The organism is Enterobacter sp. 342, assembly GCF_036663495.1.
Taxonomy (GTDB): domain Bacteria; phylum Pseudomonadota; class Gammaproteobacteria; order Enterobacterales; family Enterobacteriaceae; genus Enterobacter.
On the sequence record NZ_JAWUEI010000003.1, the window covers coordinates 110,666 to 136,630 of the forward strand.

The window sequence follows — 25,965 nt, forward strand, 5'->3', positions numbered from 1 at the left end:
GGTTACGCTCTCCTCATCACAAAGGAGACGTAATGATGAAATCCCCCCTGTTCTGGAAAGTAAGCACTCTGCTGGGGTGCATTCTGCTGCTGTTAGTCCCGCTGTTTATGGTCAGTAACCTGATTTCAGAGCGTGAAAACTACCGTAACGATGTCGAAAATACGCTGCGCCAGAGTACCAGCGGGCCGCAAAAACTGGTCGGCCCGCTGATCGCCATTCCGATGACGGAGATTTTTTACAAGATAGAGGATGAGAAGAAGGTCGAATACAAGAAAAGCTATATGCATTTTATTCTACCGGAATCCCTGGTGGTCACCGGGAATCAGCACGTTGAGTCCAGAAGCATTGGGATCTATGACGGGCAAATCTGGAATACCGATCTGAAGTTAAAAGCGCAGTTTAATACCGAGGCAATGCAGCAACTGAAGGGCGAAACGATAACGGCAGGAAAGCCGTTTATCGTGATGGGCGTTGGCGATGCGCGGGGTATTGGCACGGTAAGTATCTCCAGAATCAATGGTGAGACATTAAGCGTGGAACCGGGGGCTGGCGTCTACGGGGCACTTTCAGGTATCCATATCCCGCTCACCGACAAAGCGCTGGAAGCAAAAACCTTTGCACTTGAGGTGTCGCTAAGTCTGGCGGGTACCGGCAGTTTTGCGGTGGTGCCGGTGGGGCGTAATAGTGAAATGATGCTCAACAGTAACTGGCCGCATCCGGGCTTCATGGGCGACTACCTGCCGGTTAAGCATCAGATAGGTGAGTCTGGGTTCCAGGCGAACTGGCAGAGCAGCTGGTTTGCAAATAACATGGAAAGTTGGTTCAACAATAAAGAATCCCCTGAGTGGGAGGCACTCCCGGCCTTTAGCGTGACGGTCGCGACACCTGCCGACCAGTACCAATTGACTGAGCGCGCGATTAAGTACGCGATTCTGCTGATTGCGCTGACGTTTATGGCGTTCTTTGTTTTCGAAACCTTAACCGGATTACGCCTTCACCCAATGCAGTATCTGCTGGTTGGGCTGTCGCTGGTCTTGTTCTACCTGGTGTTGCTGGCGGTGTCTGAGCACGCAGGGTTTACTCCAGCCTGGATTATTGCAAGCCTTGTTGGTGCTGCGATGAATGGGATGTACCTGCAGGCGGTGCTGAAAAGCTGGAGGCGCAGCGGGATGTTTGTGCTCTCGTTACTGGGGCTGGATGTGGTGATGTGGTTCCTGCTGCGGTCGGAGGATAGCGCATTATTGCTGGGGTCAGCGGTGCTCGCGCTGGCGCTGTTTGCGGTGATGTTCCTGACCCGTCATTTTGACTGGTACTCGCTTTCTCAGCCGAAGCGTCCTGAACCTCCCGCAGAGCCTGATAACGATACACTGCGAATCTGGAAATAAAAAAAACGGCGCAAAGCGCCGTTTTTTTATGTGTTGCGTGCGGGATTACTCCTGCAGATCGCCGCAGAAACGGTACCCTTCGCCGTGGATCGTGGCGATGATTTCCGGGGTATCCGGCGTAGATTCGAAATGTTTACGAATACGACGGATCGTTACGTCTACGGTACGGTCGTGCGGTTTCAGCTCACGGCCGGTCATTTTCTTCAGCAATTCTGCACGGGACTGAATTTTGCCCGGGTTTTCGCAGAAGTGCAGCATGGCGCGGAATTCACTGCGTGGCAGTTTATACTGCTCACCGTTCGGGCTAATCAGTGAACGGCTATTGATATCAAGTTCCCAGCCGTTGAATTTGTAGCTATCTACGCTACGACGCTCTTCGCTGACCGTACCCAGATTCATGGTACGAGACAGCAGGTTGCGTGCACGAATGGTTAACTCGCGAGGATTGAACGGCTTGGTGATGTAGTCATCCGCACCGATTTCCAGGCCAAGAATTTTATCAACTTCGTTGTCACGGCCTGTCAGGAACATTAACGCGACGTTCGCCTGTTCACGCAGCTCGCGCGCCAGAAGAAGACCATTTTTGCCCGGAAGGTTAATATCCATGATCACCAGGTTGATATCATTTTCAGAAAGGATCTGATGCATCTCTGCGCCATCGGTCGCTTCAAAGACATCGTAGCCTTCTGCTTCGAAAATGCTCTTTAACGTGTTGCGTGTTACCAACTCGTCTTCAACGATAAGAATGTGCGGGGTCTGCATGTTTGCTACCTAAATTGCCAACTAAATCGAAACAGGAAGTACAAAAGTCCCTGACCTGCCTGATACATGTCGCAAATTAACATGACCGGCCTAACGTGACTAAAGTACGTAATTGCGTTCTTGATGCACTTTCCATCAACGTCAACAACATCATTAGCTTGGTCTTGGGTACTTTCCCTTTGGACCCGACAGTGTCAAAAACGGCTGTCATCCTAACCATTTTAACAGCAACATAACAGGCTAAGTGACACCAGACACCCAATAAAACTACGCTTCGTTGACATATATCAAGTTCAATTGTAGCACGTTAACAGTTTGATGAAATCATCGTAGCTGAATGCTAGCCTTTATCACAATTTTTCAATAAACCAACTAGTTGCGGACATTGATTTATAAACGAAGTGAATCCAATCAGAATAGGGTATTCATGTCGCCATTATCATTATAAAACATAAGGATAATAGTCTTCTGTTAACATTCTAACTGATTGTTCAGACACAAAATAGTTTAGCGTTTTTAATTTGTTATGAAACGCTATTTCGGTGATTTGTGTTGCAATTTTGTAAATTCGCGCTGCGTAATATGTTGATGTGCATCACATTTTTACCCGCTAACTGATTAAAAAGAGAGCATAAATGCATCTGTCGATTGTACTTGTCGCCCCTGCAAGAGCTGAAAATATAGGCGCTGCCGCGCGTGCCATGAAGACCATGGGTTTTACCGATTTGCGTATCGTGGACAGTACGGCACACCTGGAGCCTGCCGCTCGTTGGGTGGCGCATGGTTCAGGCGATATTCTCGATAATATAACCACTTACGACACGCTCGCCGCCGCGTTGCATGACATCTCCTTTACCGTTGCCACCACGGCACGCAGCAGGGCGAAGTTCCATTATTACGCCACGCCAGCGGAGCTGGTGCCGATGTTGAGTGAGAAAAGCCAGTGGCTGGAGAAAGCGGCGCTGGTGTTTGGTCGTGAAGATTCCGGGTTAACAAACGAAGAACTGGAACTCGCCGACGTGCTGACGGGGGCACCGATGGTGGCAGATTACCCGTCCCTGAATTTAGGCCAGGCGGTCATGGTCTACTGCTATCAATTAGCCTCACTAATGCAAATTCCTCAGCCTCAGGCTGAAGGGGCAAATGAAAACCAGCTGGCCGCACTGCGTGCTCGCGTTGAGCAATTGTTATCTCAACTGGGAGTTGCTGACGATCAAAAAATGGCTGACTGGCTGCAGCAGCGTCTTGGGCGTCTTGAACAACGGGACACTGCAATGTTGCATCGTTTGCTGCACGATATTGAAAAAAAATTGGCCGAGTAAAATACCGCCATAAGTTTTTATTATGGCGAATAAGTCTGTCTTTGTGGGTTGCACCCGGGGGAATCGGATGAAAATAAATCTGCAAGCAGCGGGACGTGAGAGTCTCCCGAAATGTGATCAAATTAAAAATCCATTGACTTAAGGTGCCCGATCCTTTAACCCTAAAAGAATACAGCACAGACAGATAATAATGACAGAGTACACAACATCCATGAAACGCATCAGCATCACCACCATTACCACAACCATCATCATTACCACAGGTAACGATGCGGGCTGACGCGTACAGGAAAAACAAAAAAAAGCCCGCACCTGAACAGTGCGGGCTTTTTTTTCGGCTAAAGGAAACGAGGTAGAACCATGCGAGTGTTGAAGTTCGGCGGTACATCAGTGGCAAATGCAGAACGTTTTCTGCGCGTTGCCGATATCCTGGAAAGCAACGCCAGGCAGGGGCAGGTTGCGACCGTGCTCTCTGCCCCGGCAAAAATCACGAACCATCTGGTGGCGATGATTGAAAAAACCATCGGTGGTCAGGATGCACTCCCGAACATCAGCGACGCCGAGCGTATCTTCGCTGACTTACTGCAGGGGCTGGCAGAGGCGCAGCCAGGCTTTCCGCACGCTCAACTGAAGTCCTTTGTTGAGCAAGAATTCGCGCAAATTAAACACGTTCTGCACGGCATCAGTCTTCTCGGCCAGTGCCCGGACAGCATCAACGCGGCGCTGATCTGCCGTGGCGAAAAACTCTCTATCGCCATCATGGCGGGCGTGCTGGAAGCGCGTGGTCATCACGTGACTGTGATCGATCCGGTTGAAAAACTGCTGGCGGTGGGCCACTACCTCGAATCCACTGTTGATATTGCCGAATCAACCCGCCGCATCGCCGCAAGCAAAATTCCGTCTGACCACATGATCCTGATGGCAGGCTTCACCGCCGGTAACGAGAAGGGCGAGCTGGTGGTGCTGGGCCGTAACGGCTCCGACTACTCCGCCGCCGTGCTGGCCGCCTGTTTACGCGCAGACTGCTGTGAGATCTGGACTGACGTCGACGGTGTTTATACCTGCGACCCACGCCAGGTACCGGACGCCAGGCTGTTGAAGTCGATGTCGTATCAGGAAGCGATGGAGCTTTCTTACTTCGGCGCTAAAGTCCTTCACCCGCGTACCATCTCTCCGATTGCCCAGTTCCAGATCCCTTGCCTGATTAAAAACACTGGTAACCCACAGGCACCCGGTACGTTGATTGGTGCGAGTAACGATGAAGACGGCCTGCCTGTGAAAGGCATCTCTAACCTCAACAACATGGCGATGTTCAGCGTCTCTGGTCCGGGAATGAAAGGGATGGTCGGTATGGCGGCGCGCGTGTTTGCTGCTATGTCCCGCAACGGTATCTCCGTGGTGCTGATCACCCAGTCTTCTTCGGAATACAGCATCAGCTTCTGCGTGCCACAGGCCGACTGCCTGCGCGCTCGTCGTGCGCTGGAAGAGGAATTCTATCTTGAGCTGAAAGAAGAACTGCTGGAGCCCCTGTACATTCAGGAGCGTCTGGCGATCATCTCGGTGGTGGGCGATGGCATGCGCACGCTACGCGGTATCTCCGCCAAGTTCTTCGCTGCGCTGGCACGCGCCAATATCAATATCGTGGCGATTGCCCAGGGCTCGTCAGAGCGTTCAATCTCTGTTGTTGTGGACAACGATGACGCCACCACCGGCGTTCGCGTGGTTCACCAGATGCTGTTCAACACCGATCAGGTCATCGAACTGTTCCTGATTGGCGTGGGTGGCGTTGGCGGCGCGCTGCTGGAGCAGGTGAAGCGCCAGCAGGCGTGGCTGAAGAAGAAACATATTGATCTGCGCGTCTGCGGGATCGCCAACTCAAAAGCGTTGCTGACCAACGTGCATGGCCTGAATCTGGAAAACTGGCAGGCGGAAATGAACGAGGCGAAAGAGCCGTTTAATCTGGGCCGCCTGATCCGTCTGGTGAAAGAGTACCACCTGCTCAACCCGGTGATTGTCGACTGTACGTCGAACCAGGCGGTTGCCGATCAGTACGCTGACTTCCTGCGTGAAGGCTTCCACGTGGTGACGCCGAACAAAAAGGCCAACACCTCGTCGATGAACTACTACCACCAGTTGCGCCTGGCGGCGAGTAAATCGCGTCGTAAATTCCTGTATGACACCAACGTGGGGGCTGGTCTGCCGGTTATCGAGAACCTGCAAAACCTGCTGAACGCGGGTGATGAACTGCAGCGTTTCTCCGGTATCCTCTCCGGATCGCTGTCGTTTATCTTCGGCAAACTGGATGAAGGCATGAGCCTCTCCGAAGCGACCCGTGCTGCGCGTGAACTGGGCTATACCGAGCCGGATCCGCGTGACGATCTCTCCGGGATGGATGTGGCGCGTAAGCTGCTGATCCTGGCGCGTGAAACAGGTCGTGAGCTTGAGCTGTCCGATATCGTGATTGAACCGGTCCTGCCCGCAGAGTTTGATAGCACCGGTGATGTCGCTGCCTTTATGGCTAATTTGCCGCAGCTTGACGATGCGTTTGCCGCGCGCGTTGCGAAAGCCCGTGATGAAGGTAAGGTATTGCGCTATGTTGGCAATATTGAAGAAGATGGTGTGTGCCGGGTGAAGATTGCCGAAGTGGATGGCAACGATCCGCTGTACAAAGTCAAAAACGGCGAAAACGCCCTTGCGTTTTACAGCCACTATTATCAGCCATTGCCGCTGGTGCTTCGCGGTTATGGCGCAGGGAACGATGTTACAGCGGCGGGTGTGTTTGCCGATCTGCTGCGTACCCTGTCATGGAAGTTAGGAGTTTAACATGGTCAAAGTTTATGCCCCGGCTTCCAGCGCCAATATGAGCGTCGGATTTGATGTGCTGGGTGCGGCGGTAACGCCGGTTGATGGTTCTCTGCTGGGCGATACGGTCACGGTTGAAGCGGCAAATAGCTTCAGCCTGAATAACGTGGGCCGTTTTGCCAGCAAACTGCCGTCCGACCCGCGCGAGAATATCGTCTATCAGTGCTGGGAGCGCTTCTGTCAGGAGATTGGCAAAAATGTGCCGGTTACCATGACGCTGGAAAAAAGTATGCCGATTGGCTCAGGGCTGGGCTCCAGTGCCTGCTCTGTGGTTGCTGCACTGGTGGCCATGAATGAACACTGTGGCAAACCGCTGAACAATAACCGCTTGCTTGGGTTAATGGGCGAGCTGGAAGGGCGGATCTCTGGCAGTATTCACTATGACAACGTCGCGCCCTGTTTCCTCGGTGGCATGCAACTGATGATTGAAGAGAATGGCATCATCAGCCAGCAGGTGCCAGGGTTTGATGAGTGGTTGTGGGTGCTGGCCTATCCGGGCATTAAGGTGTCCACCGCTGAAGCGCGTGCGATCCTGCCTGCGCAGTATCGTCGCCAGGACTGTATCGCCCACGGACGTCATCTGGCAGGCTTTATTCACGCCTGCTACACCCGTCAGCCGCAGCTGGCGGCGAAATTGATGAAAGATGTCATTGCCGAGCCATACCGCACAAAACTGCTGCCTGGTTTTAACGAGGCGCGACAGGCATCTTTGGATATTGGCGCGCAGGCATGCGGCATTTCCGGCTCTGGCCCGACGCTGTTCGCCTTATGCGATAAACCAGACACTGCGCAACGCGTGGCGGACTGGCTCTCTAAACACTACCTGCAAAATCAGGAAGGCTTTGTTCATATTTGCCGTCTGGACACGGCTGGCGCACGAGTACTGGGATAACGAATGAAACTCTACAATCTTAAAGATCATAACGAGCAGGTCAGCTTCGCGCAGGCGGTGACTCAGGGACTGGGCAAAAATCAGGGGTTATTCTTCCCGCATGACCTGCCGGAATTTCAGCTGACCGAGATTGATGAACTGCTGAAGCTGGATTTTGTCACCCGCAGTACCAAAATTCTGTCTGCGTTTATCGGCGATGAAATCCCGCAGGAACTGCTGGAAGAGCGCGTGCGGGCGGCGTTCGCTTTCCCGGCTCCGGTTCAGCAGGTGGAGCCTGACGTTGGCTGTCTGGAGCTGTTCCATGGTCCGACCCTGGCGTTCAAAGATTTCGGCGGCCGCTTTATGGCGCAGATGCTAACTCACATCAGCGGCGACAAACCGGTAACCATCCTGACGGCTACCTCCGGTGATACCGGTGCGGCGGTTGCGCATGCGTTCTACGGCCTGAAAAACGTTCGTGTGGTGATCCTCTACCCGAAAGGCAAAATCAGCCCGCTGCAGGAAAAACTGTTCTGTACCCTCGGCGGCAACATTGAAACCGTGGCGATCGACGGTGACTTCGACGCCTGCCAGGCGCTGGTCAAACAGGCCTTCGATGATGAAGAACTGAAAGTGGCGCTGGGTCTGAACTCCGCGAACTCCATCAACATCAGCCGTCTGCTGGCGCAGATTTGCTACTACTTCGAAGCGGTTGCACAGCTCCCGCAGGAAGCGCGTAATCAGCTTGTTGTCTCTGTCCCAAGCGGTAACTTTGGTGACCTGACGGCTGGCCTGCTGGCAAAATCCCTGGGTCTGCCGGTGAAACGCTTTATCGCTGCTACCAACGCTAACGACACCGTGCCGCGTTTCCTGAAAGATGGCAAATGGGCGCCGAACGCGACGCAGGCAACGCTCTCCAACGCGATGGATGTGTCGCAGCCGAATAACTGGCCGCGAGTGGAAGAACTGTTCCGCCGCAAAATCTGGCGTCTGGGCGATCTGGGTTACGCAGCGGTGACGGATGAAACCACCAAATCCACAATGCGCGAGCTGAAAGCAGTGGGGTATACCTCTGAGCCGCACGCGGCAATTGCTTACCGGGCATTGCGTGACCAGCTTAATCCGGGTGAATATGGCCTGTTCCTGGGGACGGCGCATCCGGCAAAATTCAAAGAAAGCGTGGAAGAGATTCTGGGTGAAACGCTGCCGCTGCCGAAAGAGCTGGCCGAACGTGCCGACCTGCCGCTGCTGTCTCATGAACTACCTGCGGATTTTGCCGCGCTGCGTAAGTTGATGATGAGCCGCGCGTGATTTTGTTGCCCGGTGGCGGTTACGCCTTACCGGGCCTACAACAGCGCTGAGCGAAGGCCGGGTAAGGCAAAGCCACCACCCGGCTTTCTGTTTTACTGCTCGTGTCGTTTAAACACCAGTTCACCTTTCCCTGACGACGCTTCGTCAAAGAAATACCCTTCGCTGTTAAATCCGGTCAACTGCTCCGGCTTCGTCAGTCGGTTCTGAATGATGTAGCGGCTCATCAGACCACGCGCTTTTTTGGCGTAGAAACTGATCACTTTGAACTTACCGTTTTTCTCATCAAGGAAGACTGGCTTGATGATTTCCGCATCCAGTTTCTTCGGCTTCACGGACTTGTAGTATTCGTCAGAGGCCAGATTAATCACCACGTTATCGCCCTGGGCATGTAGGGCTGCGTTTAGCTTGTCGGTGATGATGTCTCCCCAGAAATGGTAGAGATCTTTGCCTTTGGCGTTTTCCAGACGGATACCCATCTCCAGGCGATACGGCTGCATCAAATCCAGCGGACGCAGTACCCCGTACAGACCTGAGAGCATGCGCAGGTGCTGCTGGGCAAAATCGAAATCGGCTTCGCTGAACTCTTCCGCCTGCAGGCCGGTATACACATCACCCTTAAAAGCCAGCAGTGCCTGGCGAGCGTTGGCTGGCGTGAAATCCGGGTGCCACTCGTGGAAGCGAGTGGCGTTAAGGTCCGCGAGCTTATCGCTGATGCTCATCAGCGAGGCGATTTGTGGCGCAGAGAGTTTACGTGCTTCGCGGATCAGCTGTTGTGAATAGTCCAGCAGTTCAGGTTGCGTATAGCGCTCGGTGGCGAGTGGGCTCTGATAGTCGAGTGTTTTTGCAGGTGAAATAAGAATCAGCATATCCAGTCCTTGCAGGAAATTTAGAGCGACTTTAGCAAAAAATCGCCCTGAATTGATCGATAGCTGTTATCGCCGGGGCAAATCATCCCAGGAGCCGGGAGCCAGTTGCGCTTCAACTTCGGGATAGCGTGTGGGATCAAATACCGGTGGAATCCCCAGCTTACGCTGACGAAGATAGTCCCGGGCAATAAGACTAACAATGGGCGAGAGCAGCAGGATCGCCGTGAGGTTGGTGATGGCCATCAGTGCCATGATGACGTCAGCCAGTTGCCAGACCAGCGGCATGCTGAGCAGGGAGCCTGCTATGATCATCAGGATCACCCCCAGACGCAACGCACTGATTGCGGCGCGGGAGTCGAGTTTCAGGAAAATAAGGTTATTTTCAGCGTAGAGGTAATTCACCACAATCGAGCTGAAGGCGAACAATATCAGTATGAGCGCGACAAATCCGGCACCCCAGCCGCCAGCAAGGTTTACCAGAGCCTGCTGGAGAAGCTGTATCCCGGCGGTTCCCGCCGAATGCGGTACGGGGCCTGCCAGCAGCAAGATCATCGCGCTGGCAGAACAGATAATAATGGTATCGGTAAAGACGCCAATCATCTGCACAATGCCTTGTGCGGCTGGGTGAGGCGGCCATGAAGAGGCGGCTGCCGCTGCATTGGGGGTTGACCCCATACCGGCTTCATTGGAAAACATTCCACGCTGAAAACCTGCCATCAGCGCCTGGCTGAAGGTGTAACCCAACGCGCCAGATGCCACCTCACGCCAGCCAAAGGCGCTTTTGAAGATCGTGGCAATGATTCCCGGAACCTGGTCGATATGCCGTGCGGCGACAAACAGGCTCGCGCCAACCCAGAGCAGCGCCATCATGGGAACCATCCACTGCATCAGACGGGCAATACCTTTGAGACCAGCAGAAATGGTGAACAGAACGAAGAGGGATAAAACGATGCCTGTGATCCATTCCGGACAAGCGAAGGCATAGCGCAGGGCATTGGCGACCGAATTAGCCTGAACAGTATTAAAAATAAGGCCATAAGCGAGCAGTAAAAAAAGCGAGAACAGAACGCCCATCCAGCGCATCCCTAATCCACGCGCCATATACCAGGCCGGACCGCCGCGAAACTGACCGTGTTTGTCCTTCTCTTTGTACAGCTGTGCGAGAGAGCATTCGGCAAACGAGGTGGCCATGCCAATGATCGCGGTGACCCACATCCAGAAGACGGCGCCAGGGCCACCGGCGCTGATGGCCAGCGCCACCCCCGCCAGGTTACCGCTACCGACACGTGCGGCGAGACTGGTACAAAGCGCCTGAAACGAGGTGAGTCCGCCTGGCTGCGGTGTAATGCTGTTTTTCAGACTTCTGCCAAACTTGCGTATATATCTAAACTGGATAAAACCACTGCGCAGTGTGAACCATATACCTGCTCCTAATAGCAGATATATCATTATCGAACCCCAGAGGATTTCGTTGATAAAGAAAAGGAAATCAGGCATTAACGTCCCTCTTGTTGATGCCAATATGAATATGTAAGCGCTACCACTGATTGAGCATGCTGTTACTTAGCAGCCTGTTAATATTCTGAGTTTATCATACTCTGTCTAAGCGCACTGTCTGCGGTTGCGCTACCTCTCACTCGTGTTATCATCTGGGCAGACCGGTTACATCCCCCTAACAAGTAAACCTGTCATTTTTCCGCTGCAGGCATGCTGTCGGTAGCGTGAATTATCCAGGGCACGTTAAAAGAGAAATACTATCATGACGGATAAATTGACCTCCCTTCGTCAGTTCACCACTGTCGTAGCTGACACCGGAGATATCGCGGCAATGAAGTTGTACCAGCCGCAGGATGCCACAACTAACCCTTCTCTGATCCTGAACGCTGCGCAGATCCCTGAGTATCGCAAACTGATTGACGACGCTGTGACCTGGGCGAAAGCGCAGAGCAATGACCGCGCGCAGCAGATCGTTGATGCCACTGACAAACTGGCAGTGAACATCGGTCTGGAAATCCTGAAACTGGTTCCTGGCCGTATCTCTACCGAAGTGGATGCTCGCCTCTCCTACGACACCGAAGCGTCAATCGCCAAAGCAAAACGTCTGATCAAAATGTACAACGATGCGGGTATCAGCAACGACCGTATCCTGATCAAACTGGCTTCTACCTGGCAGGGCATTCGCGCGGCTGAGCAGCTGGAAAAAGACGGTATCAACTGTAACCTGACTCTGCTGTTCTCCTTCGCGCAGGCACGTGCTTGTGCTGAAGCCGGTGTATACCTGATTTCTCCGTTCGTAGGCCGTATTCTGGACTGGTACAAAGCCAACACCGATAAGAAAGAGTACGCACCTGCTGAAGATCCAGGCGTGGTTTCCGTTACTGAAATCTACGAATACTACAAACAGCACGGCTATGAGACTGTTGTTATGGGCGCAAGCTTCCGTAACGTTGGTGAAATCATCGAGCTGGCTGGCTGTGACCGCCTGACCATCGCCCCTGCACTGCTGAAAGAGCTGGCAGAAAGCGAAGGCGCGATCGAGCGTAAACTGTCTTACACCGGTGAAGTGAAAGCGCGCCCAGAACGCATCACTGAATCCGAGTTCCTGTGGCAGCACAACCAGGATCCAATGGCAGTAGACAAACTGGCGGACGGTATCCGTAAGTTTGCTGTTGACCAGGGCAAACTGGAAAAAATGATCGGCGACCTGCTGTAATCATTTCTGCGTGACCGGGTTCCCGGTCACGCGACTTCTTTCGTACCCTGTCTGAATTTCCTCTCTGCGTGTATCATTCCCTTTAATCAGTATTTTTTAAATGGAATGGCTATGAATACCTTACGCATCGGCTTAGTGTCGATTTCTGACCGCGCCTCCAGCGGTGTTTACCAGGATAAAGGCATCCCGGCTCTGGAAGAGTGGCTGGGCAGCGCGCTGACTACCCCTTTTGAAATCCAGACCCGCTTGATCCCTGACGAACAGCCGATCATTGAGCAGACGTTGTGCGAGCTGGTGGATGAGATGAGCTGTCATCTGGTGTTGACCACGGGCGGAACCGGTCCTGCACGTCGCGATGTCACGCCAGATGCGACGCTGGCAGTCGCCGACCGTGAAATGCCGGGTTTCGGTGAGCAAATGCGTCAGATCAGCCTACACTTTGTTCCAACCGCCATACTCTCTCGCCAGGTGGGTGTGATCCGCAAACAGGCGTTGATCCTGAACCTGCCGGGCCAGCCGAAATCGATCAAAGAGACGCTGGAAGGGCTTAAAGCCGACGATGGCAGCGTAATTGTGCACGGGATCTTCGCAAGTGTACCGTATTGTATACAGCTGCTGGACGGTCCGTATGTGGAAACTGATGAGAAAGTCGTAGCAGCTTTTCGCCCTAAAAGTGCACGCCGCGAGACAATATCCTGAAAATAATGATTATGTGACATTAGCTGAAGCAGCGATGCGTGCTAAAGGTTTTACGGTATAGTAATTTTTTCTTTACGATTGCTGTAAAAATAAATCCACAATACACGCATAATGGTTCGCTATGTCACATAACACCCGACCTCTGAATCGACAGGACTACAAAACCCTCACGCTCGCTGCTCTGGGTGGCGCGCTGGAGTTCTACGACTTCATCATCTTTGTTTTCTTTGCCGCCGTCGTGGGGGAGCTTTTCTTCCCGGCGGATATCCCGGAATGGTTGCGGCAGGTACAAACCTTCGGCATTTTTGCTGCCGGGTATCTGGCTCGCCCGTTGGGTGGCATTGTTATGGCGCACTTTGGCGATCTGGTCGGGCGTAAGAAGATGTTTACCCTCAGTATTTTGCTGATGGCTGTGCCGACGCTGGCGATTGGTTTGCTGCCAACTTATGCCTCGATGGGCCTTGTTGCCCCGCTATTGCTGTTGCTGATGCGCGTTCTTCAGGGGGCCGCGATTGGCGGTGAAGTGCCTGGCGCGTGGGTGTTTGTCGCGGAGCATGTTCCGGTGCGCCGCATTGGTATCGCCTGTGGAACCTTAACGGCGGGCCTGACCATCGGCATCCTGTTGGGCTCGGTTGTTGCAACTCTTGTGAATACCCATATGACGCAACAGGCTGTGCACGACTGGGGCTGGCGTCTTCCGTTCCTGCTGGGCGGGGCCTTTGGTCTGGTGGCGATGTACCTGCGCCGCTGGTTGCAGGAGACGCCGATCTTCCTTGAGATGCAGCAGCGCAAGGCACTGGCGCAGGAGTTACCGGTGAAAGCGGTGGTGGTCCGTCACAGAAGTGCGGTGGTGGTGTCGATGCTGCTGACCTGGCTGCTGTCGGCGGGTATTGTCGTCGTGATCCTGATGTCGCCGGTCTGGCTGCAAAAGCAATACGGTTTCGCACCAGCGGTCACCCTGCAGGCGAACAGTATTGCGACGATTATGCTCTGTTTTGGTTGTCTGGCGGCTGGCCTTGCTGTTGATCGTTTTGGCGCGAGCCGGACCTTTATCGTCGGCAGTCTGCTACTGGCTGCATCAAGCTGGGCGTTCTACCATCTGGCGGGTAGCCACCCGGAGCAACTGTTCCTGCTGTACGGGGTAGTCGGGCTGTGCGTCGGTGTTGTGGGGGCGGTGCCGTATGTGATGGTGCGTGCGTTCCCGCCAGAGGTTCGTTTCACCGGTATCTCTTTCTCTTACAACGTGTCGTATGCCATTTTTGGTGGTCTGACACCGATTGCCGTCACCATGCTGATGGGGATATCGCCGATGGCTCCAGCCTGGTACGTTCTCGCGCTCTCGCTGATGGGGCTGGTGTTAGGGGTCTGGCTTCGCAAAGGGTGGGAATGTCGTGCCCGCGAGGCAGGCACGACAGAGGGATCAGTGTTTTTCACCAATCGGTAGAATGGTGCGGTCAAACTGCTCGTTCAGCACTTCGCCCATTGCCAGGTAGATTGCGCTCGCGCCACATACCAGGCCAATCCAGCCGGCAACGTGAACGATGCCTTCGTTATCCACCAGGTGACCGATCGCCAGCAGGGCGAACAGTACGGTCAGGCTCAGGAAGACGAACTGCAGCGCGCGGTTACCTTTCAGGGTGCCGAAGAACATGAACAGGGTGAAGACGCCCCACAGACCCAGATAAACGCCCAGGAAATGGGCGTTTGCCGCGTCTGCCAGACCCATTTTAGGCATCAGCAGAATGGCAACCAGGGTCAGCCAGAAAGAGCCGTAAGAGGTGAAGGCGGTTAAGCCGAAGGTATTACCTTTCTTATATTCCAGCAGGCCCGCGAAAATTTGCGCGATGCCGCCGTAAAAAATGCCCATCGCCAGGATGATGCCATCCATCGGGAACATCCCGATATTGTGCAGGTTCAGCAGGATAGTGGTCATGCCAAAACCCATCAGGCCCAGCGGAGCCGGATTAGCCAACTTAGTGTTGCCCATAAGTCCTCAAAAAAATCATCATTAATATGGTGAAATGGTGAATCCCGCGTCAATACTCCCTGACGGGGCGCGGCATCATAATGGGCGCAATCGATGGCGTCTATGATCTCATCAGGGTGAAATTAAAATTTTTTTTATCCTTCCCCCTTGATGGATGCTGTGGCGACCCCATCTTGTAGTCAACCGCAGTGTGTGGACCTGAAAAAAATCAAATCTGGGCAGTTGAAAAAGCACGTTCTGCCCTTATTACAGGTACACAACCACATGTTGACTGAATTTTTAGTGGAGACGTTTAGATGGGTAAAATTATTGGTATCGACCTGGGTACTACCAACTCTTGTGTAGCGATTATGGATGGCACTACTGCACGTGTGCTGGAGAACGCCGAGGGCGATCGCACCACGCCTTCTATCATTGCTTATACCCAGGACGGTGAAACTCTGGTTGGTCAGCCGGCTAAACGTCAGGCAGTGACAAACCCGCAAAACACCCTGTTTGCGATTAAACGCCTGATTGGCCGCCGCTTCCAGGACGAAGAAGTTCAGCGTGACGTTTCTATCATGCCTTACAAAATCATCGCGGCAGATAACGGCGATGCATGGCTTGATGTGAAAGGCACCAAAACTGCACCACCGCAGATCTCTGCTGAAGTGCTGAAAAAAATGAAGAAAACCGCGGAAGATTACCTGGGTGAGCCGGTAACTGAAGCTGTTATCACCGTTCCTGCATACTTCAACGATGCTCAGCGTCAGGCAACCAAAGATGCTGGCCGTATCGCAGGTCTGGAAGTAAAACGTATCATCAACGAACCAACCGCGGCTGCACTGGCTTACGGTCTGGATAAAGAAGTCGGCAACCGTACTATCGCGGTTTACGACCTGGGTGGTGGTACCTTCGATATCTCTATTATTGAAATCGACGAAGTTGACGGCGAAAAAACCTTCGAAGTTCTGGCAACCAACGGTGATACCCACCTGGGTGGTGAAGACTTCGATACCCGTCTGATCAACTACCTCGTTGACGAGTTCAAGAAAGATCAGGGCATTGACCTGCGTAACGACCCGCTGGCCATGCAGCGCCTGAAAGAAGCCGCTGAGAAAGCGAAGATTGAACTGTCTTCTGCTCAGCAGACCGACGTGAACCTGCCGTACATCACTGCAGACGCGACCGGTCCTAAACACATGAACATCAAAGTGACCCGTGCGAAACTGGAAAGCCTGGTAGAAGACCTGGTGAACCGTTCCATCGAGCCACTGAAAGTTGCTCTGCAGGACGCTGGCCTGTCCGTATCTGACATCCAGGACGTTATCCTGGTGGGTGGTCAGACGCGTATGCCAATGGTTCAGAAGAAAGTGGCTGAATTCTTTGGTAAAGAGCCGCGTAAAGACGTGAACCCGGACGAAGCTGTTGCTATCGGTGCAGCGGTTCAGGGTGGTGTACTGACTGGTGAAGTGAAAGACGTACTGCTGCTGGACGTTACCCCGCTGTCTCTGGGTATCGAAACCATGGGCGGTGTGATGACTGCACTCATCAACAAAAACACCACTATCCCGACGAAACACAGCCAGGTGTTCTCTACCGCTGAAGACAACCAGTCTGCGGTAACCATCCATGTGATTCAGGGTGAGCGTAAACGTGCGGCGGATAACAAGTCTCTGGGTCAGTTCAACCTGGATGGTATCAACCCGGCACCACGCGGCATGCCGCAGATCGAAGTCACCTTCGATATTGATGCTGACGGTATCCTGCACGTGTCTGCAAAAGACAAAAACAGCGGTAAAGAGCAGAAGATCACCATCAAGGCATCTTCTGGCCTGAACGAAGCTGAAATCGAGAAAATGGTTCGTGATGCAGAAGCTAACGCTGAGTCCGACCGTAAGTTCGAAGAGCTGGTTCAGACCCGTAACCAGGGTGACCATCTGCTGCACAGCACCCGTAAGCAGGTTGAAGAAGCAGGCGATAAACTGCCAGCGGAAGACAAAACTGCTATCGAAGCTGCACTGAGTGCGCTGGAAACTTCACTGAAAGGTGAAGATAAAGCGGACATCGAAGCGAAGATGCAGGAACTGGCACAGGCTTCCCAGAAGCTGATGGAAATCGCTCAGCAGCAGCACGCTCAACAGCAGGCAGGCGCTGACGCTTCCCAGAACAACGCGAAAGACGACGATGTTGTTGACGCTGAGTTCGAAGAAGTTAAAGACAAAAAATAATCGCCCTGATGCAGGGTAATTAATTGGCACGGGCGTAGGAGAACTCTCCACGCCCGTGCTCGCATGTTAAGGGGCTTAAAAAAACCAATGGCAAAGCAAGACTATTACGAGATTTTAGGCGTTCCGAAAACTGCGGAAGAGCGTGAAATCAAAAAGGCGTATAAGCGCCTGGCCATGAAATTCCACCCGGACCGTAACCAGGGTGACAAAGAGGCTGAAGCCAAATTTAAAGAGATCAAAGAAGCCTACGAAGTCCTGACCGATGCACAAAAACGTGCAGCCTATGACCAGTATGGTCACGCAGCCTTTGAACAGGGCGGCATGGGCGGCGGTGGATTCGGTGGCGGCGGCTTTGGCGGCGGCGCTGACTTCAGCGATATCTTTGGTGATGTATTCGGCGACATCTTCGGCGGTGGCCGTGGTCGTCAGCGCGCAACGCGCGGCGCGGACCTGCGCTACAACATGGAACTGACGCTGGAAGAGGCTGTTCGCGGTGTCACCAAAGAGATCCGTATTCCGACGCTGGAAGAGTGTGACGTTTGCCACGGCAGCGGCGCGAAAGCGGGAACCCAGCCGCAGACCTGCCCAACCTGTCACGGTTCAGGCCAGGTACAGATGCGTCAGGGCTTCTTCGCGGTACAACAGGCCTGTCCTCACTGTCACGGTCGCGGTACGCTGATTAAAGATCCGTGCACCAAATGCCACGGCCACGGTCGCGTTGAGAAAACGAAGACCCTGTCCGTTAAAATTCCGGCTGGCGTCGATACGGGCGACCGCATCCGTCTGGCGGGCGAAGGTGAAGCTGGGGAACACGGCGCACCGGCAGGCGATCTGTACGTTCAGGTGCAGGTTAAACAGCACGCCATTTTCGAGCGTGAAGGTAACAACCTGTATTGCGAAGTGCCGATCAACTTCGCGATGGCGGCACTCGGTGGTGAAATCGAAGTCCCGACGCTGGATGGTCGCGTTAATCTGAAGATCCCAGGTGAAACCCAGACCGGTAAGCTGTTCCGCATGCGCGGGAAAGGCGTTAAATCCGTGCGTGGTGGTGCTCAGGGCGACCTGCTGTGTCGCGTCGTCGTGGAAACGCCGGTTGGCCTGAATGACAAGCAGAAACAACTGCTGAAAGAGCTTCAGGAGAGCTTTGGCGGCCCGACGGGTGAGAAGAACAGCCCGCGTTCCAAAAGTTTCTTCGATGGCGTCAAAAAATTCTTCGATGATTTGACCCGCTAATTCGTTAGCTGGCCTTCATCTGCAAAAGCCTGGAAGCAATTCCGGGCTTTTTCTTTTTGTAGGAATAGTTCGGTAAAACTGAACCTATACTCAACATTAATCTGTTTTTGCCGAGCTATGTGGCTTGGTATTATGGTTTTATCGAGGTATTGTTGTAAAAGAGAGAGTTAAAGTGAAATTACTACACCGTTTCTTTAGCAGTGAAGCGTCCGGTGGCGTGATCCTGATTATTGCCGCTGCGGCTGCGATGGTGCTGGCTAACCTGGGGCTTACCCGCGATCTATACCACGCATTTCTGGAAACGCCCGTCGAGCTGAAGGTTGGGGCGCTGGAAATTAACAAGAACATGTTGCTGTGGATCAACGATGCACTGATGGCTGTGTTCTTCCTCCTGGTGGGGCTTGAAGTTAAACGCGAGTTGGTGCTGGGTTCACTTGCCAGCCGCCAGCGCGCGGCGTTCCCGATTATTGCCGCCATCGGTGGGATGGTGGTTCCGGCGTTGCTCTTCCTGGCGTTTACCTGGCAGGACCCCCTTGCGCGTCATGGCTGGGCGATCCCGGCCGCAACGGATATTGCCTTTGCGCTCGGTGTTTTAGCCCTGCTGGGCAGCCGCGTGCCGGTGGCACTGAAGATCTTCCTGATGGCGCTGGCAATTATTGATGATTTGGGCGCTATTGTGATTATCGCGCTGTTCTATACCAGCGAGCTGTCGATCCTGTCACTGAGTGTCGCTGCTGGGGCGATTGCTGTGCTGGCACTGCTGAACATTTTCAATGTGCGTCGCATCGGCATCTACATCCTCGTGGGGATGGTGCTGTGGACGGCGGTGCTGAAATCGGGCGTGCATGCCACGCTGGCAGGTGTGATCGTCGGCTTCTTCGTGCCGCTTAAGCCGCAGGACGGCAAGTCGCCTGCCAAACAGCTGGAACATGTGCTGCACCCGTGGGTAGCCTTTATGATCCTGCCACTGTTCGCATTTGCCAACGCAGGTGTTTCCCTGGGCGGTGTCACGCTGGACGGGCTGACGTCCGTGCTACCTCTGGGCATTATTGCCGGGCTGTTTATCGGTAAGCCGCTGGGGATTAGCCTCTTCTGCTGGCTGGCGCTGAAGCTGAAGATGGCATCATTGCCGCACGGCACAACCTTTGGACAGATTATGGCCGTTGGCGTGCTGTGTGGGATCGGGTTTACGATGTCGATCTTTATCTCGACGCTGGCATTTGGTACGCATGCACCGGAGCTTATCGTCTGGGCAAAACTTGGCATTCTTATCGGGTCATTGCTGGCCGCAGTGATCGGTTATACCTTGTTGAAGGTGAAGTTGTCTGGACAGGCTGTCCAGGCATAACGGAAACCGGGAGGAGGGGAGCCTTCTTCCGATAGACTATCAGGGAGCGAAGACGCAATGTCTCATTTGAATTACAACCATCTTTACTACTTCTGGCACGTCTACAAACAGGGCTCTGTCGTGGGCGCCGCAGAGGCGCTCTACCTGACACCACAAACCATCACCGGGCAAATCAAGGCGCTGGAAGAACGTCTGCAGGGCAAGCTGTTCAAGCGCAAGGGTCGTGGGATTGAGCCCAGTGAACTGGGTGAGCTGGTTTTCCGTTACGCAGACAAAATGTTTACCCTGAGCCAGGAGATGCTGGATATCGTCAACTACCGCAAAGAGTCTAATTTGCTCTTTGATGTCGGTGTGGCCGATGCGCTGTCAAAACGGCTGGTGAGCGGTGTGCTGGATGCGGCAGTGGTTGAAGATGAGCAAATCCATTTGCGCTGCTTTGAATCCACTCACGAGATGCTGCTGGAGCAGTTGAGCCAGCATAAGCTGGATATGATTATCTCGGATTGCCCAATCGACTCCACGCAGCAGGAGGGCTTGTTCTCGGTGAAGATTGGTGAGTGTGGCGTCAGCTTCTGGTGTATTAATCCGCCACCGGACAAGCCGTTTCCTGCCTGTCTGGAAGAGCGTCGTTTGCTGGTGCCTGGACGGCGTTCTATGCTGGGACGAAAGTTGCTGAACTGGTTTAATTCGCAGGGGCTGAACGTTGAAATCCTCGGCGAGTTTGATGACGCGGCACTGATGAAAGCCTTTGGTGAAGCCCACAATGCGATCTTCGTTGCACCAACGCTGTACGCGCACGATCTCTATTCTGATGACAAGATTACGGAGATAGGCAGAGTGGATAACGTGATGGAGGAGTATCACGCCATTTTTGCTGAAAGGATGATTCAACACCCGGCGGTACAGCGAATCTGTAACCGCGACTACTCTGCGCTGTTTACACCTCCGGCAATCTGAAGGCATAAAAAAACCCGCGTTAAGCGGGTTCTTTAAACAAGCAACAACAAATAGCGATTAAGCCAGTTTGTTGATCTGCGCGGTCAGGTTTGCTTTATGACGCGCTGCTTTGTTTTTGTGGATCAGACCTTTAGCAGCCTGACGATCCACGATTGGTTGCATTTCGTTAAATGCGTTCTGCGCTGCAGCTTTGTCGCCAGCTTCGATTGCTGCGTATACTTTCTTGATGAAAGTACGCATCATAGAGCGACGGCTTGCGTTGTGCTTACGAGCCTTTTCAGACTGAACGGCACGTTTCTTAGCTGATTTGATATTAGCCAAGTCCAACTCCCAAATATGATCTATGTGGACAATTCAAAGGCCGAGGAATATGCCCTCTTTGCCTTCTTTTGTCAATGGATTTGTGCAAATAAGCGCCGTTAATTAGCGACGCTACGTTACGTAGTGATGGCGCAGGATTCTACCAGCTTGTCTTCCCTGAATACAGCCTTTCGGCATAAAAATCGCAGTTCACGAGCAGATTTTTTCGCTGCGAAAGGTCAGCCTGATGAAATCATTACGGCTTTCTGTTTTGCGCGAACAATCGCCGGTTAACCTTAACCGCCGTACAAGGTATACTTTGGCGATTTTCACTGTTTTGAGCCAGACATGAAGCTGATACGCGGCATACATAATCTCAGCAGAGCACCGCACGGGTGCGTGCTGACCATTGGTAATTTCGACGGCGTGCATCGTGGTCATCAGGCGCTGTTGCAGGGATTGCGTAAAGAAGGGGAGGCCCGTGGCCTGCCTGTTGTAGTGATGATTTTCGAACCGCAGCCGCTGGAGCTGTTCGCGGGCGATAAATCTCCCGCCCGTCTCACTCGCCTGCGCGAGAAGTTGCGCTACCTGGCTGAGTCCGGTGTGGACTACGTATTGTGTGTACGTTTCGATCGTCGTTTTGCTGCACTGACAGCACAAAATTTCGTCAGTGACCTGCTGGTTGAACGTCTTGGTGTGCAGTTTCTTGCTGTGGGGGATGATTTCCGCTTTGGCGCTGGTCGTCAGGGCGATTTCTTGCTATTACAGAAGGCTGGTCTGGAGTACGGTTTTGACGTCACAAGCGCGATGACCTTCTGTGAAGGTGGCATACGCGTCAGCAGCACGGCGGTACGCCAGGCGCTGGCAGATGATGAACTGGATACGGCAGAAACCCTGCTGGGGCATCCGTTCACCATCTCAGGTCGCGTCGTTCATGGCGATGCGCTCGGCCGCACTATTGGTTTCCCGACGGCGAATATACCGCTGCGTCGTCAGGTTTCCCCGGTTAAAGGGGTCTATGCGGTGGAAGTGGCAGGACTGGGCGATAAGCCGTTTTACGGCGTCGCTAACATTGGCACGCGTCCAACTGTCGCGGGTGTGCGTCAACAATTAGAAGTGCACCTGCTGGATGTTGTAATGGACCTTTATGGTCGCCATATAGATGTGATACTGCGTAAAAAAATACGCAACGAGCAGCGATTTGCTTCGCTGGATGAACTAAAAGCGCAGATTGCGCGAGATGAATTGACGGCCCGCGAGTTTTTTGGGCTTTGAACCCGGCTTAAATGCCTACGTGATAAATACGGAACCGAGAATCTGATGAGTGACTATAAATCAACCCTGAATTTGCCGGAAACAGGGTTCCCGATGCGCGGCGATCTCGCCAAGCGTGAACCGGGAATGCTGGCGCGTTGGACTGATGATGACCTGTACGGCATCATTCGTGCAGCCAAAAAAGGCAAAAAAACCTTCATTCTGCATGATGGCCCTCCATATGCGAATGGCAGCATTCATATTGGTCACTCTGTAAACAAGATTCTGAAAGACATTATCGTGAAGTCCAAAGGACTCACGGGATATGACTCGCCTTACGTTCCGGGCTGGGACTGCCACGGTCTGCCAATCGAGCTGAAAGTTGAGCAAGAGTTTGGCAAGCCAGGTGAGAAGTTCACCGCCGCAGAGTTCCGCGCGAAATGCCGCGAATATGCTGCCACTCAGGTTGATGGTCAGCGTGCTGACTTCATCCGTCTGGGCGTGCTGGGTGACTGGTCACACCCATACCTGACCATGGACTTCAAAACTGAAGCCAACATCATCCGTGCGCTGGGTAAAATCATCGGAAACGGCCACCTGCACAAAGGCGCGAAGCCGGTGCACTGGTGCGTGGACTGCCGTTCTGCGCTGGCAGAAGCGGAAGTTGAGTATTACGACAAAACCTCTCCGTCTATCGACGTGGCGTTCCACGCGGTGGATCAGGATGCAGTAAAAGCCAAATTTGGCGTGTCGTCCGTTAACGGTCCAGTCTCTCTGGTTATCTGGACCACCACGCCGTGGACGCTACCTGCCAACCGTGCGATCTCCCTGTCTGGTGAGTTCGAATACGCGCTGGTGCAGATTGACGGTCAGGCAGTCATCCTGGCGAAAGATCTGGTTGAGAGCGTGCTGAAACGCGCAAACATCACCGACTACAGCGTGCTGGGCACCGTGAAAGGTGACGCGCTGGAGTTGATGCGCTTCAAACACCCGTTCCTGGACTTCGACGTTCCGGCGATCCTGGGCGAGCACGTCACGCTGGACGCGGGTACCGGTGCAGTACATACCGCCGGTGGCCACGGTCCTGACGACTACAACATCAGCCTGAAATACGGTCTGGAAATCGCCAACCCGGTTGGCCCGGACGGTTCATACCTGCCTGGCACCTACCCGGCGCTGGACGGTATCAACGTCTTTAAAGCGAACGACATCATCGTCGATATGCTGCGCACCAGCGGCGCACTGCTGCACGTTGAGAAAATGCAGCACAGCTACCCATGCTGCTGGCGTCACAAGACACCGATCATCTTCCGTGCGACCCCGCAGTGGTTCGTCAGCATGGATCAGAAAGGCCTGCGTGAGCAGTCTCTGAAAGAGATCAAAGGCGTGCAGTGGATCCCGGACTGGGGCCAGGCGCGTATCGAATCCATGGTGGCTAACCGTCCTGACTGGTGTATCTCCCGTCAGCGTACCTGGGGCGTGCCAATGTCTCTGTTCGTGCATAAAGAGACGCAGGAACTGCACCCGAACACCCTGGAACTGATGGAAGAAGTGGCGAAGCGCGTCGAAGTTGACGGTATTCAGGCGTGGTGGGATCTCGACTCCCGCGACATCCTGGGCGCAGACGCTGATAACTACGAAAAAGTACCAGATACTCTGGACGTGTGGTTCGACTCCGGTTCTACCCACTCCTCAGTCGTTGACGTGCGTCCGGAATTTGCCGGTCACGCCGCCGACATGTATTTGGAAGGCTCTGACCAACACCGTGGCTGGTTCATGTCATCTCTGATGATCTCCACCGCCATGAAAGGTAAAGCCCCTTACCGCCAGGTACTGACCCACGGTTTCACTGTGGATGGTCAGGGCCGTAAGATGTCCAAGTCTATCGGTAACACTGTTTCTCCGCAGGACGTGATGAACAAACTGGGCGCAGACATCCTGCGTCTGTGGGTTGCATCCACTGACTACACCGGCGAAATGGCGGTGTCTGATGAGATCCTGAAACGTGCTGCTGACAGCTATCGTCGTATCCGTAACACCGCGCGCTTCCTGCTGGCGAACCTGAACGGTTTTGATCCAGTGAAAGACATGGTGAAACCGGAAGAGATGGTCGTTCTGGATCGCTGGGCGGTAGGCTGTGCGAAAGCGGCGCAGGAAGATATCCTGAAAGCCTATGAGTCTTACGACTTCCACGAAGTGGTGCAGCGCCTGATGCGTTTCTGCTCCATTGAGATGGGCTCGTTCTACCTCGACATCATCAAAGACCGCCAGTACACCGCGAAAGCGGACAGCGTGGCGCGTCGTAGCTGCCAGACCGCGCTGTTCCACATCGCAGAAGCGCTGGTGCGCTGGATGGCACCGATCATGTCCTTCACCGCGGATGAAATCTGGGGTTACCTGCCAGGCGACCGTGAGAAGTATGTCTTCACGGGCGAGTGGTACGAAGGTCTGTTCGATCTCTCCAGCACCGAAGCAATGAACGATGCTTTCTGGGACGAACTGCTGAAAGTGCGTGGCGAAGTGAACAAGGTTATCGAGCAGGCGCGTGCGGATAAGAAAGTCGGCGGCTCTCTGGAAGCGACAGTGACTCTGTACGCAGAACCTGAGCTGGCAGCGAAACTGACGGCACTGGGCGATGAATTGCGATTTGTCCTGTTGACCTCCGGTGCGAAAGTTGCGGATTATGCCGAAGCTTCTGCTGATGCTCAGCAGAGCGAGCTGCTCAAAGGACTGAAAGTCGCGCTGAGCAAAGCCGAAGGTGAGAAATGCCCGCGTTGCTGGCATTACACCACTGATGTCGGCAAGGTGGCGGAACACGCAGATATCTGCGGACGCTGTGTAAGCAACGTCGCCGGAGACGGCGAAAAACGTAAGTTTGCCTGATGAGTAAAACTCTCTGTTCAACAGGACTGCGCTGGCTGTGGCTGGTTGTGGTGGTGCTGATTATTGATCTGGGCAGCAAATTCCTGATCCTCCAGAATTTTGCTCTGGGGGAGACGGTTTCACTGTTCCCGTCACTTAACCTGCACTATGCACGCAACTACGGCGCGGCGTTTAGTTTCCTTGCTGACAGCGGTGGCTGGCAGCGCTGGTTCTTTGCGGGTATCGCAATCGGTATCTGCGTGGTGCTGGCGGTGCTGATGTACCGTTCGAAAGCAACACAAAAGCTGAATAACATCGCTTACGCGCTGATCATTGGTGGCGCACTGGGCAACCTGTTTGACCGCCTGTGGCACGGCTTTGTGGTCGATATGATCGACTTCTACGTCGGGGACTGGCACTTCGCGACCTTTAACCTCGCCGATAGCGCAATTTGTATCGGTGCGGCGTTAATCGTGCTGGAAGGCTTCTTGCCTAACTCGGCCGCGAAAGAGCAGGCGTAACACACTCGCCCGGTGGAGTAGTGCCACCGGGCAAAACAAGCGAGCAATTTGCATGTCTAAATCCGTACAGAGCAACAGCGCGGTTCTCGTTCACTTCACGCTGAAACTGGATGATGGTTCTACAGCTGAATCCACCCGCAATAACGGCAAACCAGCCCTGTTTCGTCTTGGCGATACCTCCCTGTCTGAAGGTCTTGAACAACAGCTTCTCGGTTTGAAAGAGGGGGAGAAAAAGGCGTTTTCACTGGAGCCGGATGCCGCATTTGGCGTGCCAAGCCCGGATCTGATCCAGTATTTCTCGCGCCGAGAGTTTATGGATGCGGGTGAGCCTGAAATCGGGGCGATTATGCTCTTTACCGCTATGGATGGCAGCGAAATGCCTGGCGTGATCCGCGAAATCAATGGCGACTCCATCACCGTTGACTTCAACCATCCGCTTGCCGGGCGCACCGTCCATTTTGATATTGAAGTGCTGGAGATTGACCCAGTACTGGAGGCCTGA

Annotated in this window: 23 protein-coding genes, 1 pseudogene and 1 other annotated feature; of the genes and pseudogenes, 19 read left to right on the forward strand and 5 right to left on the reverse strand. The window is 53.7% G+C overall.

Annotated features, from left to right (window positions below; genetic code table 11):
- The first annotated feature begins 32 nt into the window (after positions 1-32).
- Entirely contained in the window at positions 33-1,385 is a 1,353-nt protein-coding gene (gene creD / locus V6E55_RS03815) for a cell envelope integrity protein CreD (protein WP_316942213.1), read from the forward strand.
- Positions 1,386-1,430: 45 nt separating this feature from the next.
- Here creD and arcA read toward each other — a convergent pair whose 3' ends face one another.
- Positions 1,431-2,147, reverse strand: coding sequence for a two-component system response regulator ArcA (arcA, locus tag V6E55_RS03820; RefSeq protein ID WP_003856501.1), 717 nt, complete (start codon positions 2,145-2,147; stop codon positions 1,431-1,433).
- 95 nt (positions 2,148-2,242) lie between these two features.
- Here arcA and yjjY point away from each other — a divergent pair, with 95 nt between their 5' ends.
- The 6 genes from yjjY (at position 2,243) to thrC (ending at position 8,513) form a co-directional block, all read left to right on the forward strand.
- Positions 2,243-2,383, forward strand: a complete 141-nt coding sequence (gene yjjY / locus V6E55_RS03825) for a protein YjjY (protein WP_085928893.1) — start codon at positions 2,243-2,245, stop codon at positions 2,381-2,383.
- A 399-nt stretch (positions 2,384-2,782) separates the two neighbouring features.
- Positions 2,783-3,469: a tRNA/rRNA methyltransferase gene (locus V6E55_RS03830; RefSeq protein ID WP_114979262.1), complete on the forward strand. Its 687-nt coding sequence runs from the start codon at positions 2,783-2,785 to the stop codon at positions 3,467-3,469.
- A 211-nt stretch (positions 3,470-3,680) separates the two neighbouring features.
- Positions 3,681-3,749: a thr operon leader peptide gene (gene thrL, locus V6E55_RS03835; protein ID WP_015572623.1), complete on the forward strand. Its 69-nt coding sequence runs from the start codon at positions 3,681-3,683 to the stop codon at positions 3,747-3,749.
- Positions 3,688-3,805 (forward strand) — a sequence feature (Thr leader region). (Overlaps the previous gene by 62 nt.)
- A 24-nt stretch (positions 3,806-3,829) precedes the next feature.
- Positions 3,830-6,292, forward strand: a complete 2,463-nt coding sequence (gene thrA, locus V6E55_RS03840; RefSeq protein WP_316942214.1) for a bifunctional aspartate kinase/homoserine dehydrogenase I — start codon at positions 3,830-3,832, stop codon at positions 6,290-6,292.
- A 1-nt stretch (position 6,293) separates the two neighbouring features.
- A complete protein-coding gene (gene thrB / locus V6E55_RS03845; RefSeq protein WP_028016618.1) occupies positions 6,294-7,223 on the forward strand; it encodes a homoserine kinase in 930 nt (309 codons plus the stop codon).
- Positions 7,224-7,226: 3 nt separating this feature from the next.
- Positions 7,227-8,513 (forward strand): threonine synthase, encoded by a 1,287-nt coding sequence (gene thrC / locus V6E55_RS03850; RefSeq protein ID WP_129996717.1) that lies wholly within the window; start codon positions 7,227-7,229, stop codon positions 8,511-8,513.
- A gap of 92 nt (positions 8,514-8,605) precedes the next feature.
- On the opposite strand, the gene yaaA is transcribed toward thrC, so the two are convergent.
- On the reverse strand, positions 8,606-9,379 hold the full coding sequence (gene yaaA / locus V6E55_RS03855; RefSeq protein ID WP_028016621.1) for a peroxide stress protein YaaA: 774 nt from the start codon (positions 9,377-9,379) through the stop codon (positions 8,606-8,608).
- Positions 9,380-9,445: 66 nt separating this feature from the next.
- Complete coding sequence (locus V6E55_RS03860) at positions 9,446-10,876, reverse strand: alanine/glycine:cation symporter family protein (RefSeq protein WP_316942215.1); 1,431 nt, start codon at positions 10,874-10,876, stop codon at positions 9,446-9,448.
- 262 nt (positions 10,877-11,138) lie between these two features.
- On the opposite strand from V6E55_RS03860, the gene tal reads away from it, so the two are divergent.
- The 3 genes from tal (at position 11,139) to V6E55_RS03875 (ending at position 14,235) form a co-directional block, all read left to right on the forward strand.
- Entirely contained in the window at positions 11,139-12,092 is a 954-nt protein-coding gene (gene tal / locus V6E55_RS03865; protein ID WP_028016623.1) for a transaldolase, read from the forward strand.
- A gap of 111 nt (positions 12,093-12,203) precedes the next feature.
- Positions 12,204-12,791, forward strand: a complete 588-nt coding sequence (mog, locus tag V6E55_RS03870) for a molybdopterin adenylyltransferase (RefSeq protein WP_049005231.1) — start codon at positions 12,204-12,206, stop codon at positions 12,789-12,791.
- 121 nt (positions 12,792-12,912) lie between these two features.
- On the forward strand, positions 12,913-14,235 hold the full coding sequence (locus V6E55_RS03875) for an MFS transporter (RefSeq protein WP_114979266.1): 1,323 nt from the start codon (positions 12,913-12,915) through the stop codon (positions 14,233-14,235).
- Here the strand turns inward: V6E55_RS03875 and satP are convergent.
- Positions 14,212-14,778 carry an acetate uptake transporter gene (gene satP / locus V6E55_RS03880; RefSeq protein WP_028016626.1) on the reverse strand — a complete coding sequence of 189 codons (567 nt, stop codon included), beginning with the start codon at positions 14,776-14,778 and terminating at the stop codon, positions 14,212-14,214. The genes V6E55_RS03875 and satP overlap by 24 nt on opposite strands.
- 296 nt (positions 14,779-15,074) lie before the next feature.
- Between satP and dnaK the strand changes: the two genes are divergently transcribed.
- The 4 genes from dnaK (at position 15,075) to nhaR (ending at position 20,526) form a co-directional block, all read left to right on the forward strand.
- The gene (gene dnaK / locus V6E55_RS03885; protein WP_108089544.1) at positions 15,075-16,988 is read left to right on the forward strand and encodes a molecular chaperone DnaK; all 1,914 of its coding nucleotides are present in this window, start codon (positions 15,075-15,077) and stop codon (positions 16,986-16,988) included.
- Between the two features lie 87 nt (positions 16,989-17,075).
- Entirely contained in the window at positions 17,076-18,221 is a 1,146-nt protein-coding gene (gene dnaJ / locus V6E55_RS03890; protein WP_028016628.1) for a molecular chaperone DnaJ, read from the forward strand.
- A gap of 172 nt (positions 18,222-18,393) precedes the next feature.
- Complete coding sequence (gene nhaA, locus V6E55_RS03895; protein WP_236920122.1) at positions 18,394-19,569, forward strand: Na+/H+ antiporter NhaA; 1,176 nt, start codon at positions 18,394-18,396, stop codon at positions 19,567-19,569.
- 57 nt (positions 19,570-19,626) lie between these two features.
- Positions 19,627-20,526 carry a transcriptional activator NhaR gene (gene nhaR / locus V6E55_RS03900; protein ID WP_129996712.1) on the forward strand — a complete coding sequence of 300 codons (900 nt, stop codon included), beginning with the start codon at positions 19,627-19,629 and terminating at the stop codon, positions 20,524-20,526.
- Between the two features lie 57 nt (positions 20,527-20,583).
- Here nhaR and rpsT read toward each other — a convergent pair whose 3' ends face one another.
- Complete coding sequence (gene rpsT, locus V6E55_RS03905; RefSeq protein ID WP_003856458.1) at positions 20,584-20,847, reverse strand: 30S ribosomal protein S20; 264 nt, start codon at positions 20,845-20,847, stop codon at positions 20,584-20,586.
- 101 nt (positions 20,848-20,948) lie between these two features.
- On the opposite strand from rpsT, the pseudogene V6E55_RS03910 reads away from it, so the two are divergent.
- The 5 genes and pseudogenes from V6E55_RS03910 (at position 20,949) to fkpB (ending at position 25,965) form a co-directional block, all read left to right on the forward strand.
- Positions 20,949-21,167, forward strand: a pseudogene (locus V6E55_RS03910) (DUF2575 domain-containing protein).
- A 7-nt stretch (positions 21,168-21,174) separates the two neighbouring features.
- Complete coding sequence (gene ribF / locus V6E55_RS03915; protein ID WP_114979269.1) at positions 21,175-22,101, forward strand: bifunctional riboflavin kinase/FAD synthetase; 927 nt, start codon at positions 21,175-21,177, stop codon at positions 22,099-22,101.
- Between the two features lie 45 nt (positions 22,102-22,146).
- Positions 22,147-24,963 carry an isoleucine--tRNA ligase gene (gene ileS, locus V6E55_RS03920; protein WP_316942216.1) on the forward strand — a complete coding sequence of 939 codons (2,817 nt, stop codon included), beginning with the start codon at positions 22,147-22,149 and terminating at the stop codon, positions 24,961-24,963.
- Entirely contained in the window at positions 24,963-25,463 is a 501-nt protein-coding gene (gene lspA / locus V6E55_RS03925; RefSeq protein ID WP_028016633.1) for a signal peptidase II, read from the forward strand. The genes ileS and lspA overlap by 1 nt, the downstream gene beginning before the upstream one ends.
- A gap of 52 nt (positions 25,464-25,515) precedes the next feature.
- Positions 25,516-25,965 (forward strand): FKBP-type peptidyl-prolyl cis-trans isomerase, encoded by a 450-nt coding sequence (gene fkpB, locus V6E55_RS03930; RefSeq protein WP_013095528.1) that lies wholly within the window; start codon positions 25,516-25,518, stop codon positions 25,963-25,965.

Bases quoted from the DNA above. Each gene is read 5' to 3' on its own strand.
- creD (WP_316942213.1), top strand. From the start codon at position 33: ATGATGAAATCCCCCCTGTTCTGGAAAGTAAGCACTCTGCTGGGGTGC.
- arcA (WP_003856501.1), bottom strand. From the start codon at position 2,147: ATGCAGACCCCGCACATTCTTATCGTTGAAGACGAGTTGGTAACACGC.
- V6E55_RS03830 (WP_114979262.1), top strand. From the start codon at position 2,783: ATGCATCTGTCGATTGTACTTGTCGCCCCTGCAAGAGCTGAAAATATA.
- thrA (WP_316942214.1), top strand. From the start codon at position 3,830: ATGCGAGTGTTGAAGTTCGGCGGTACATCAGTGGCAAATGCAGAACGT.
- thrB (WP_028016618.1), top strand. From the start codon at position 6,294: ATGGTCAAAGTTTATGCCCCGGCTTCCAGCGCCAATATGAGCGTCGGA.
- thrC (WP_129996717.1), top strand. From the start codon at position 7,227: ATGAAACTCTACAATCTTAAAGATCATAACGAGCAGGTCAGCTTCGCG.
- yaaA (WP_028016621.1), bottom strand. From the start codon at position 9,379: ATGCTGATTCTTATTTCACCTGCAAAAACACTCGACTATCAGAGCCCA.
- V6E55_RS03860 (WP_316942215.1), bottom strand. From the start codon at position 10,876: ATGCCTGATTTCCTTTTCTTTATCAACGAAATCCTCTGGGGTTCGATA.
- tal (WP_028016623.1), top strand. From the start codon at position 11,139: ATGACGGATAAATTGACCTCCCTTCGTCAGTTCACCACTGTCGTAGCT.
- mog (WP_049005231.1), top strand. From the start codon at position 12,204: ATGAATACCTTACGCATCGGCTTAGTGTCGATTTCTGACCGCGCCTCC.
- V6E55_RS03875 (WP_114979266.1), top strand. From the start codon at position 12,913: ATGTCACATAACACCCGACCTCTGAATCGACAGGACTACAAAACCCTC.
- satP (WP_028016626.1), bottom strand. From the start codon at position 14,778: ATGGGCAACACTAAGTTGGCTAATCCGGCTCCGCTGGGCCTGATGGGT.
- dnaK (WP_108089544.1), top strand. From the start codon at position 15,075: ATGGGTAAAATTATTGGTATCGACCTGGGTACTACCAACTCTTGTGTA.
- dnaJ (WP_028016628.1), top strand. From the start codon at position 17,076: ATGGCAAAGCAAGACTATTACGAGATTTTAGGCGTTCCGAAAACTGCG.
- nhaR (WP_129996712.1), top strand. From the start codon at position 19,627: ATGTCTCATTTGAATTACAACCATCTTTACTACTTCTGGCACGTCTAC.
- ribF (WP_114979269.1), top strand. From the start codon at position 21,175: ATGAAGCTGATACGCGGCATACATAATCTCAGCAGAGCACCGCACGGG.
- ileS (WP_316942216.1), top strand. From the start codon at position 22,147: ATGAGTGACTATAAATCAACCCTGAATTTGCCGGAAACAGGGTTCCCG.
- lspA (WP_028016633.1), top strand. From the start codon at position 24,963: ATGAGTAAAACTCTCTGTTCAACAGGACTGCGCTGGCTGTGGCTGGTT.
- fkpB (WP_013095528.1), top strand. From the start codon at position 25,516: ATGTCTAAATCCGTACAGAGCAACAGCGCGGTTCTCGTTCACTTCACG.